At 72.1% G+C, this 9,886-nt stretch carries 9 protein-coding genes; 3 read left to right on the forward strand and 6 right to left on the reverse strand.

Annotated elements, in window-relative coordinates:
* Nucleotides 1-29 precede the first annotated feature (29 nt).
* The 3 genes from C2142_RS19850 to C2142_RS19860 all read left to right on the forward strand — a co-directional run bounded on the left by C2142_RS19850 (nt 30) and on the right by C2142_RS19860 (nt 3,860).
* Nucleotides 30-1,130 (forward strand): TDT family transporter, encoded by a 1,101-nt coding sequence (locus tag C2142_RS19850; protein WP_148643902.1) that lies wholly within the window; start codon nt 30-32, stop codon nt 1,128-1,130.
* Nucleotides 1,131-1,855: 725 nt separating this feature from the next.
* Entirely contained in the window at nt 1,856-2,848 is a 993-nt protein-coding gene (locus tag C2142_RS19855) for a LuxR family transcriptional regulator (protein WP_241002672.1), read from the forward strand.
* On the forward strand, nt 2,838-3,860 hold the full coding sequence (locus C2142_RS19860; RefSeq protein ID WP_148643903.1) for a LuxR family transcriptional regulator: 1,023 nt from the start codon (nt 2,838-2,840) through the stop codon (nt 3,858-3,860). Before C2142_RS19855 ends, C2142_RS19860 begins: the two co-directional genes overlap by 11 nt.
* Nucleotides 3,861-3,882: 22 nt before the next feature.
* Here C2142_RS19860 and C2142_RS19865 read toward each other — a convergent pair whose 3' ends face one another.
* The 6 genes from C2142_RS19865 to C2142_RS40055 all read right to left on the reverse strand — a co-directional run.
* Nucleotides 3,883-4,509, reverse strand: a complete 627-nt coding sequence (locus tag C2142_RS19865) for a hypothetical protein (protein WP_148643904.1) — start codon at nt 4,507-4,509, stop codon at nt 3,883-3,885.
* A 790-nt stretch (nt 4,510-5,299) separates the two neighbouring features.
* A complete protein-coding gene (locus tag C2142_RS19870; protein ID WP_148643905.1) occupies nt 5,300-6,289 on the reverse strand; it encodes a helix-turn-helix domain-containing protein in 990 nt (329 codons plus the stop codon).
* Between the two features lie 209 nt (nt 6,290-6,498).
* On the reverse strand, nt 6,499-7,023 hold the full coding sequence (locus tag C2142_RS19875; protein ID WP_241002674.1) for a helix-turn-helix domain-containing protein: 525 nt from the start codon (nt 7,021-7,023) through the stop codon (nt 6,499-6,501).
* A gap of 7 nt (nt 7,024-7,030) precedes the next feature.
* Complete coding sequence (dnaJ, locus tag C2142_RS19880) at nt 7,031-8,188, reverse strand: molecular chaperone DnaJ (protein WP_148643906.1); 1,158 nt, start codon at nt 8,186-8,188, stop codon at nt 7,031-7,033.
* Between the two features lie 363 nt (nt 8,189-8,551).
* Nucleotides 8,552-9,166, reverse strand: a complete 615-nt coding sequence (grpE, locus tag C2142_RS19885; protein ID WP_148643907.1) for a nucleotide exchange factor GrpE — start codon at nt 9,164-9,166, stop codon at nt 8,552-8,554.
* A partial coding sequence (locus C2142_RS40055; protein WP_241002675.1) for an Hsp70 family protein occupies nt 9,163-9,886 on the reverse strand: 724 nt, incomplete at its 5' end. The genes grpE and C2142_RS40055, both read right to left, overlap by 4 nt.

A 9,886-nucleotide genomic window follows, 5' to 3' on the forward strand; every position in this document is an offset into this window, starting at 1 on the left:
GCGCGGCCGCCGACGGCACGGTGGATTCCATGGCCACCGTGATCGACAGCCCCCGACCGTTCCTGCACGTCCGTCCCGACCTCGCCCAGCTGAGCCCGAACTGGTACGCGGCGGTCATGGGCACCGCGATCGTCGGCAACGGCGCCGCCGCACTGCCCGTCATGCTCCCCGGGCTGATCGGGTTCGGCGAGCTGATGTGGGGCCTCGGGCTGGCCGCGCTGGTGGTGCTCGGGACCGCCCGGGTGCTCCACCTCACCCGGCACCGGGCCGCCGCCCGCGGCCACCTGCTGGACACCCCGGCCACCGCCGTCTTCTACGGCTGTCCGCCGATGGCCCTGCTCTCGGTCGGCTTCGGCACCCTGGTGCTCGGCTCGCGGGTGATCGGCACCGGCCCCGCCGTCGCCCTGGACGCGGTGCTCTGGAGCGCCGGCACCCTGTACGCGCTGGCGGTCGCGGCCGGCATCCCCTACCTGATGATCACCCGGCACGCAGTCTCCCCGCTGGAGGCCAACCCGACCTGGCTGCTGCCGGTCGTCGCCCCGCTGGTCGCCGCCTCCACCGGCCCCGCACTCGTCCCGCACCTGCCGGCCGGCACCCCGCAGCAGGCCATGCTGTACGGCTGCTGGGCCCTGCTCGGAGTCGGCCTGCTGGCCACCCTCGCCATGCTGCCGGTGGTGCTCACCGGACTGGTGCACAGCAAGATCCCGGCCCTGGCGCTCACCCCGTCGCTCTTCCTGGTGCTCGGCCCGCTCGGCCAGTCCACCACCGCGGTCCACCAGCTCGCCGACGCCGCCCGCCCGGTCACCCCCCAACTCGCCCCCGCCGCCCTCGCCTTCGCCGAGCTGTACGGCGTGGCCGTGCTCGGCGTCGCGATGCTCTGGCTCGCCGTCGCCACCGCCGCCAACCTGCGCGCCCGCCGGGCCGGGATGGCCTTCGCGATGACCTGGTGGGCGTACACCTTCCCGATCGGCACCTGCGTCACCGGCGCGGCCGCGCTCGCCCGGCACACCGGCTTCGCGGGGTTCACCGGGCTGGCCGCAGGGCTCTTCGTCCTGCTGGTCGCCGCCTGGGCCGTGGCCGCCGCCGGCACCGCGGCCGGGCTGGCCGGCGGGCGGCTGCTGGCGCGCTGACCGGGCGTCGGCTGCCGCGAGGGCGGACGGCCGCCGGCGCGCCGGGCGGCGGCACGCGGTCGGGCCACGCGCGGGCCGGTCATCGGGCCCGCCCTTCCGTACCGAATGACCGGACGGTCGGACTCCACGGGCCTACCCTCGTGACCAGCGGTTATGCACACCGGCGGCGCGTCGCGCGGGAACCCGCGCCGACCGCCGGATGCAGGTTCCTGCAATTGCGAGAACATGCACTCGGGCGGCACTTGTTCACCGGCCGTCACGCTGTGAGGGTGGAGCCACGCCAGGTCGTCCGGGCAACCGCAGCCCGATGGTGGTGACTTGCTCTTCAGAACTGGATGCTCACGGCACGTCCGTACCTGCATATCGGGGGGAAGAGCGCCGGCCGGACGCCATGTGTGGTGATGGCACCCGGGACCGGAGTCGGCGAGGCGTTGCTGCTCCGCCTCGCCGGAAGCACCAGGACATTGGCGTGGCACCGGCGGCCCCCGGCCTCCCGGCGTGCGACGGCACCCGGGACCCGGGGGTCCGCCGGCTCGCAGTACCGTGATCGCGTGCTGCGCGCGGTGCTGGGATCATGACCGGCAAGCGGGCGGGACACCTGGCGGCCACGGCACCTGCGTACCCGAAGCACCGGCTGCGGGGCACGCGCCCCCGCGTACGGACCCAGAAGCACAGACCGCGAAGTACAGGCGTATCCGAGATCCATCCGGCAGGGAGTGTTCGAGGTGACGGCGGACCCGACGGCCGCTCCGGGCATTGCCGGGGCGTCCGGTGAGCCCGACGACGAGGCCCGCCGGCTCTACCTGGCCATCCTCGACGCGGGCGGCCGCATCCCGTCCGCCGACGTCGCCGAGGACGACCGTGCCGCGCTGGGCCGGCTCGTCGACATCGGCCTGCTGATGCCCAACCCCATGGACGCCTGCTACACCGCCGTCAGCCCGCGCTCGGTCAGCGACCGGCTCGGCGCCGAACTGCTCAGCGAGGCCACCCGGCTGCTCGTCCGCGCCGAGAACCTCCCCGGCGCCCTCGACTCCCTCACCCGCGCCTACGACGCCATGCCCCGGCCGCCCGAGCGCTCCGGCGGCGCCGTCTACATCGAGGGCCACGTCCACATCCGCCACCGCATCTCGCAGCTGGTCTCCGACTGCCGCACCGAGGTCCTCACCGCCCAGCCCGGCCACCGCCCCGCCGAGGCCCTGAAGATCGCCCTCCCGCAGGACCTCCAGCTCCTGCAACGCGGCTGCTCGCTGCGGACCGTCTACCAGCCGGTGGCCGTCTCGGCCCCCGCCGCCCTCGCCTACGCCGACGAGGTCACCCGGCACGGGTCGCTGATCCGCATCCTGGACGAGCCGTTCCAGCGGATGTTCGTCTTCGACCGCTCGGTGGCGGTGCTCTCCGCCAACGAGGACCACAGCACCGCCGCGTTCATCACCGACCCGGCCGCGATCGCCTTCCTGGTCAACGCCTTCGAACGCGACTGGGCCCGCGCCGACGCCCCCGACTGGACCGCCGCCCACGCCAACGGCCCCACCCGCGACACCCCCGACCGGGTCGGCCGTCTCCTCGCCCGCGGCCTCACCCAACGCGCGGTCGCCACCCGGCTGGGGCTCAGCGAACGCACCGTCGCCGCCCACATCTCCCGCCTCCGCGACCGGTACGGCGCGCAGACGCTGTTCCAGCTCGGCTGGCTGATGAGGGGCGGCCCCGATGAACGGTGAACCCGCCGCCGCCGCGTCCGCCGGGCCCACCGCCGCCGAACAGGCCCTCTACCTGGCCGCCGTCGCGGCCGGCGGCCACCTGTCCGCGGCCGCCCTCACCCCGGCCGACGGCCCCGCCCTGGCCGGTCTGTTGGACCAGGGCCTGCTCGTCCCGGCCGCCGCCGACTACCGGGCCGCCGCCGACTACCGGGCCTGCGCCAGGCACCCGGCCGCCGGGTACACGGCCGTCGACCCGCGCTCGGCCGGCGACCGCCTGGGCGCCGAACTCCGCACCGAGGCAACCCGGTTGCTCGTCCACGCCGAACGCCTCCCGGCCGCCCTGGACGACCTGATCCGCGCGTACGACGCCGTGCCCCGCCCGGCGGTCCCGCTGGAGGCCGTCCACATCGAGGGCACCGCCGGGATCCGGCAGCGCATCTCCGAGCTCCTCTCCGACTGCACGGAGGAACTGCTCGCCGCCCAGCCCGGGCCCCGTCCGGCCGCCGCCCTGCGGATGGCGATGCCCCAGGACGTCGCGCTGCTCAAGCGGGGCTGCGCGATGCGCACCCTCTACCAGCCGCTGGCCGTCGCCGACCGCGTGGTGGTGGAGCACGTGCGGTCCATGGCCGGACACGGCGCCGAGGTCCGGGTGCTGGACGAGCCGTACCAGCGGATGCTGGTCTTCGACCGCTCGGTGGCGGTCGTCCCCGCCGCCGACGACGAGACCAGGGCGGCCTTCGTCCACAATCCCGCGACGGTGGCCTTCCTGGTGGCCCTCTTCGAACGCGACTGGTCCCGGGCCACCCCCGTCGACCACCCCGCGACCGCCACCACCGCGCACCCGACCACCACCCGCGTCGGGCACCTGCTCCGTCAGGGCCTCACCCAGCGCACCATCGCCACCCGCCTCCACCTCAGCGAGCGCAGCGTCGCCGCCCACATCGCCCGCCTCCGCCGCCGTCACGGCGCGGAGACGCTCTTCCAGCTGGGCTGGCGGATGCGGGAAGCCCGGACGGGGGAGTCCGATGCGTGAACTGCCGTGGTGCGGGCCGCGATCAGCCGGTGGCGGCGCTGCTCGGCCAGTAGCCGCTCCGGCCGACGGCCGGGGGCTGCTGACGGGGGACGGTGAACTGCTCGCCGGGGGCGGTCCAGAAGCCCTCGCGCAGGGAGAGCGCCATGCCGGCCCAGTCGAGGGCGGTCTCCACGGTGTGGTGGAGGGCCTCCTGCGACCAGGTGTCGTCGAAGACGAGCGGCAGCACGGGGGCGACCTGCTCGATGGTGGCGATCAGCGGGTTGTGCGTGATCGCCTCGTCCACCAGCAGGACGATCGGCTTCCGCAGGGCCGAGGCCCAGCCGAGCTCCAGGCTGACCCCGGCGGAGAGCGGCGCGCCGACGTACGCGAAGACCAGGTCGGCGGACTGCAGCGCGCGGAAGTCGGAGGGGACGCGCGGCTCGGGGGCCCGGCCGGCGATGGTCCAGGCGTCGCTGTGGTGCGCGCTGTACACGGCGGCGCCGCTGCGCAGGAGCGTGGTGCGAAGCGTCGTCAGCCGCGTCCGGCTGGCCAGGGTCACCACACTGTCCGCCGGCCCGGTCAACCGCATCAGCGGCGCGGCCAGGAAGACTCGTGCACGCCGGCCCTCAGGGGCCTGGCTGTCGTGGTGACGCAGGTAGGGCTCGGTCATTGTCGACTCCGGGGGAAGGCCGACCGGGGAAGATGCGGTGCCGGTGGGCGCTGCGGTTGGTTGCTGCTTCAAAGATTCTGAAGTCATCAGACTGATATTTGACGGTACAGCGGCAACTCTGCTTCATCCGCCGGACCATCGGGAGCGAACTGATCGTCTATCAGTGCCGACGGCTCCGTCCAGCGTTCCGCCCTGTCATCTGGATGCCTGGCATAGAGATGACGCTGCCTGCGCCGTAGGGGAGATGACACCGTAGCGTGCCGTGCGGCATCATGTGGACGCCAGTGCTATAAGTCCAGCTCGCGGAGCTTGAGAAGGAGGGATGGGTCCGTGTCTCGTATGTACCGACTTGTCCGTAAGGCTGTACTGTCCGCCGTTGTCGGCGTTTCCATCTTCGCTGTCGGCGCTCTCGGCGCGGGTTATGCGGGTTCCGAGAGTGTGCCCGGTCAGGGAACCGGGTCGACGACTCAGGCCCTGGCCGACGATTTCCACTGGTGAGATGACGATGCATTGAGTGCTCGCGAATTGCCCGGCCCGGCCGAAGAGGTGCGGGGCTAGGCGGTTTCGCGGGGGGACTCGGGTCGAGGTCGCGCGGCGACCGGCCGCCGTTGGTGCTGCTTGAACGAGGCGCCGCCCGTGTGGGCGGCGGTCCGGCCGTGGGGTCGTCCGGGGAAGGCACCTCCCCGGGCTCGGGCCTGCGCGTGCGCGGACCGCGGGCGGCACGGCCGAGCCGTCGAGGAATCGTTTCCTCCCGAGTCCGGAAACTCCTGCACGCCAGTGGCGTCGGCGCTCAGGCGGTCGTCCCGGAGGACTGCCCGAGGACGTAGCCGAGCTGGAACAGCGAGTCCACGTTGTGTTCCTCGCGCATTTCCGCGATGTGCCGGGCCAGCGTGCGTTCGCTGATGCCGAGCCGACGGGCGATGACCCGGTGGTTCGTGCCGGCCAGCAGCAGGTCGATGATCGTGTGCCTGAGCTGCGAGACGACCTGCTGCGGGATGGTGCGGTCGCCGTCGAAGTCGAGCGCCCGACTCCAGTTCCGCTCGAACACCTCTTCCGCGAGGTAGTTGATGACCGCGGAATCGTGGACGAAAGCGGCCACGTGGTCGCCCACCACCGGAATCACGGCAAGGCGCCGGTCGACGATCAGGAGCCGCGTGTAAGGCTCGTCCAGGGTCCTGAACTGCCAGCCCTCTTTGGCCAGCGTGGATACGTAATCCCTGGTCGGTTGGTGGTGCCGGGTGCTGGCGTTGTAGATCGTCCGCATGGACGCGCCATGGCGGATTATGTCGAGATCGCGTTGGATGAACGAGGTCAGCAGTTCCGAGGGGCGCGGCCCGCCGGGCTGCATTGCGAGCCCTTCGGTCATTCCGCTCGCCATCGCCTGCTGAACCCGTTGATTTATGAGTGCCCGGCCCTGAACGTATTCAATGGGGCCACCGCTTTGGTCGGGATTGTGGAACGCTTCCGCCAGCTCGCCCAGGTCGCCGGGAATTGCCACGGCACGGGCCAGCAGATCGAGCGCCTGGCGCTGCCATGTCGAGCTCAGGCTGGCGGCGAGTTTCGCGGGATCGGCGGCGAACAGCGAACCCGGCTCGTCGCTGTCCGATATGAGGAGTCCGAGCTCCATCAACTCGTCGAGGGCGGCGGCCTCGTGCGGTGTGCAGCTGCTTCGGCTGAGCCGGCCGTCCTCGTTCAACGCCTTCAGGTAGAGCGCGCGGGCGTCTGAGGACAGGATCGGTGAGCGACTGTGGTTGTGCACCAGCTGTTCTCGATCACTCACTTTCGGCTCCTTGTCGTCGACCGGACAAGTCAACGCGACTGAAGTCCGCTGCCCAGGGATCTTAAACGCAGAGCACGATCCGGCGCCTGGCTCACAAGGACGGACGGATCGTCCGGCGGTCGCCCTGATGCAGCACTCTCTCATCAACACCCAGCCGCCGGCACCCCCCGTTCAGGAGGGAACCGGCGGCAGGGGCCGTCGTGGCCGGGTCAGCGCTTCGGGCGCCAGACGACCAGGGCGCTGGACTGGGTCGGCGGCTGGTAGGGCACCAGGTCGCGGCGGTAGGAGGCGTGGATGGTGGCCTCGCGCTGCTGGAGCGTGGTGGCGGCGCCCTCAAGGGAGTCGGCGAGTTCGGCGATGCGGGACTGGAGGGCGGTGACCTGGTTTTCCAGCTCGATGATCCGCTTGATGCCGGCCAGGTTGATGCCCTCGTCCTGGGAGAGGCGCTGGACCTCGCGCAGCTGCTGGATGTCGCGGGCGGAGTAGCGCCGGCCGCGGCCGGCGGTGCGGTCCGGGCAGACCAGGCCGAGGCGGTCGTACTGGCGCAGGGTCTGCGGGTGCAGGCCGGAGAGCTCGGCGGCGACCGAGATCACGTAGACCGGGGTGTCCTCGGTGAGGACGTACTGCGGCGGCGGGGCGGTGCGGCGGGCGCGCGGGGCGCCGCCGGGGAGACCCTCGCCGACCCCGGGGCCGATGGGGCCCATCGGGCCGAGGGGGCTGCTGTCGGGGATCATCTGGTCGTCACGCTCCCTTCGCCGCCTTGAAGAGGGCGGCTCGCGGGTCGTCGGAGACGGTGGCCTCGCGGTACTGCTCCAGGGCCGTCAGCGCGTCGCCGGTGACGTGCTGCGGCACCAGCACCTCCACGGTGACCAGGAGGTCGCCGCGGGTGCCGTCCTTGCGGGTGGCGCCCTTGCCGCGGGCCCGCAGGGTGAGACCGTTGGCGCTGCCCGGGGGCAGCTTGAGCTTCACCGACGGGCCGTTGAGCGTCGGCACCTCGATGGTGCCGCCGAGAGCGGCTTCGGGGAAGGTGACCGGCACGGTCACCGTGAGGTTGTCGGCCTTGCGCCCGAAGACGGGGTGCGCGTCGACGTGCACGGTGACGTAGAGGTCGCCGGCCTGGCCGCCGCGCTCGCCCTGGGCACCCTTGCCCTTGAGCCGGATGCGCTGGGCGTCCTGGACGCCGGCCGGGATCCGGACCTGCATGGTGCGGGCGGAACTGGCCCGGCCGCTGCCGTGGCAGTCGGTGCACGGGTCGTCGACGATCATGCCGCGGCCGCGGCAGTCCCGGCAGGGCTCGGAGAGCGCGAAGGCGCCCTGACCGCGGCTCACGGTGCCGGCGCCGACGCAGGTGGGGCAGACCCGGGGGGTGGTGCCGGCCTTCGCACCGGTGCCGCTGCAGGTGCGGCAGGGGGCCTGGCTGGTCATCCGGAGCGGGACGGTCGCGCCGTCGACGGCCTCCTCGAAGGAGAGCGTCACCTCGGTCTCGACGTCGGCCCCGCGCCGGGGCTGGGGCTGGCGGCCGCCGCGGTTGAAGAGGCCGCCGAAGACGTCGCCGATGCCGCCGCCACCGCCGGCGGGGCCGCCCTGGCTGCCGTTGAACAGGTCACCGAAGTCGAAGCTGTAGTTGCCGCCGCCGGGGCCGCCGGAGCGGAAGCCACCGTTGGCGAAGAGGGTGCGCGCCTCGTCGTACTCCTTGCGGCGCTTCTCGTCCGAGAGGACGTCATAGGCCTCGGAGATGTCCTTGAAGCGCTCTTCGGCCTTGCTGTCGCCCTTGTTCGCGTCGGGGTGGAACTCGCGGGCCAGCTTGCGGTACGTCTTCTTGATCTCGGTGGCGGAGGCGTCCTTGGGCACGCCGAGGACCTTGTAGTAGTCCTTCTCCACGTAGTCCTTGCCGCTCATGCGCCCACCTCGCTTCGCTCGGCAGCCGCTTCGCGGAACGCGCACCCGTCACTGATTCGCTCGCTGCGCTCGCTCATGCGCCCACCTCGCTTCGCTCGGCAGCCGCTTCGCGGAACGCGCACCCGTCACTGATTCGCTCGCTGCGCTCGCTCATGCGCCCACCTCGCGTCGCTCGGCAGCCGCTTCGCGCAAAGCGCACCTTTCGGCGATTCGCTCGCTCCGCCCGCTCATGGCTGCCGCCACCTCCCACGATCCATAGTCAATGTGCTGTCAACAGGCAGGGGCGTCCTGCCGTCGACGGAGACGGCGCTGCGGAGCCGGCCGTCGTACTGGACGACGTACGACTCCGCAGCGCACGGGTTGTCAGCTCTCCGGGCCACCGTCGGCCTTGTCGGCGTCCGCAGCCTTGTCGGCGTCGGGCGCGGCGGTGGTCTGGGTGCCCGGCTGGGGCTCCGCGACCGCCACCATCGCCGGGCGGATGATCCGCTCGCCGATCCGGTAGCCGGGCTGGAGGATCTGGACACAGGTGTCCTCGGTGACGTCCGAGGAGTAGCTGTGCATCAGCGCCTCGTGCATGGTCGGGTCGAAGGGCTCGCCCTCCTTGCCGAACTGCTGGAGGCCCAGCTTGGCCACGACCGTCTCCAGGGACTCGGCGACGGACTTGAAACCGCCCGTCACCTCGCCGTGCTCGCGGGCCCGGCCGATGTCGTCCAGGACCGGGATCAGCGACTCCAGGATGTTGGAGACGGCGATCTCCCGGACCGTCAGACGGTCGCGCTCGACCCGCTTGCGGTAGTTCTGGTACTCGGCCTGGAGGCGCTGGAGGTCGGCCGTCCGCTCGGCCGCCTCGCGCTTGGCGGCGGCGAGCTCGTCCCCGCCGGCCGAGCCGGCCGCGGCGGCCTCCTCGGCAGCCTTGATCACGGCCTCCTCGGCGGCGGAGTCGTCGCCGGGCTCAGCACCCTGCGGCTTCTCCGTCATGCCGCACCGCCCTTGGGCTTCTCGTCGTCCACGATCTCGGCGTCGACGACGTCGTCGTCCTTGGCGCCGGCGGCGTCACCGGCCGGGGCGGCACCCGCGGCGTCGGCGTTGGCGTAGAGCGCCTGGCCGAGCTTCTGGGCGGTGGTGGAGACCTTCTCGGAGGCGTCGCGGATGGCCGCGATGTCCTCGCCCTTCAGGGCCTCCTTGAGCTCGCCGATGGCGGTCTCGACCTCGGTCTTGACGTCGGCCGGGAGCTTGTCGGCGTTGTCGGCGATGAACTTCTCGGTCGAGTAGACGAGCTGCTCGGCCTGGTTGCGGGTCTCGACCGACTCGCGGCGCTTGTGGTCCTCCTCCGCGTACTGCTCGGCCTCGCGCATCATGCGCTCGATGTCGTCCTTCGGCAGCGCGGAGCCGCCGGTGACGGTCATCTTCTGCTCCTTGCCGGTGCCGAGGTCCTTCGCGCCGACGTGCATGATGCCGTTGGCGTCGATGTCGAAGGTGACCTCGATCTGGGGCAGGCCGCGGGGGGCCGGCGGGAGACCGGTCAGCTCGAACATGCCGAGCTTCTTGTTGTACGCGGCGATCTCGCGCTCGCCCTGGTAGACCTGGATCTGCACGGACGGCTGGTTGTCCTCGGCCGTGGTGAAGATCTCGGAGCGCTTGGTCGGGATCGTGGTGTTGCGCTCGATCAGCTTGGTCATGATGCCGCCCTTGGTCTCG

This window comes from Streptomyces sp. CB01881, assembly GCF_002953255.1.
Taxonomy (GTDB): Bacteria; Actinomycetota; Actinomycetes; order Streptomycetales; family Streptomycetaceae; genus Kitasatospora.

Bases quoted from the DNA above. Each gene is read 5' to 3' on its own strand.
- C2142_RS19875 (WP_241002674.1), bottom strand. From the start codon at position 7,023: ATGATCCCCGACAGCAGCCCCCTCGGCCCGATGGGCCCCATCGGCCCC.
- C2142_RS19860 (WP_148643903.1), top strand. From the start codon at position 2,838: ATGAACGGTGAACCCGCCGCCGCCGCGTCCGCCGGGCCCACCGCCGCC.
- C2142_RS19865 (WP_148643904.1), bottom strand. From the start codon at position 4,509: ATGACCGAGCCCTACCTGCGTCACCACGACAGCCAGGCCCCTGAGGGC.
- C2142_RS19850 (WP_148643902.1), top strand. From the start codon at position 30: ATGGCCACCGTGATCGACAGCCCCCGACCGTTCCTGCACGTCCGTCCC.
- dnaJ (WP_148643906.1), bottom strand. From the start codon at position 8,188: ATGAGCGGCAAGGACTACGTGGAGAAGGACTACTACAAGGTCCTCGGC.
- grpE (WP_148643907.1), bottom strand. From the start codon at position 9,166: ATGACGGAGAAGCCGCAGGGTGCTGAGCCCGGCGACGACTCCGCCGCC.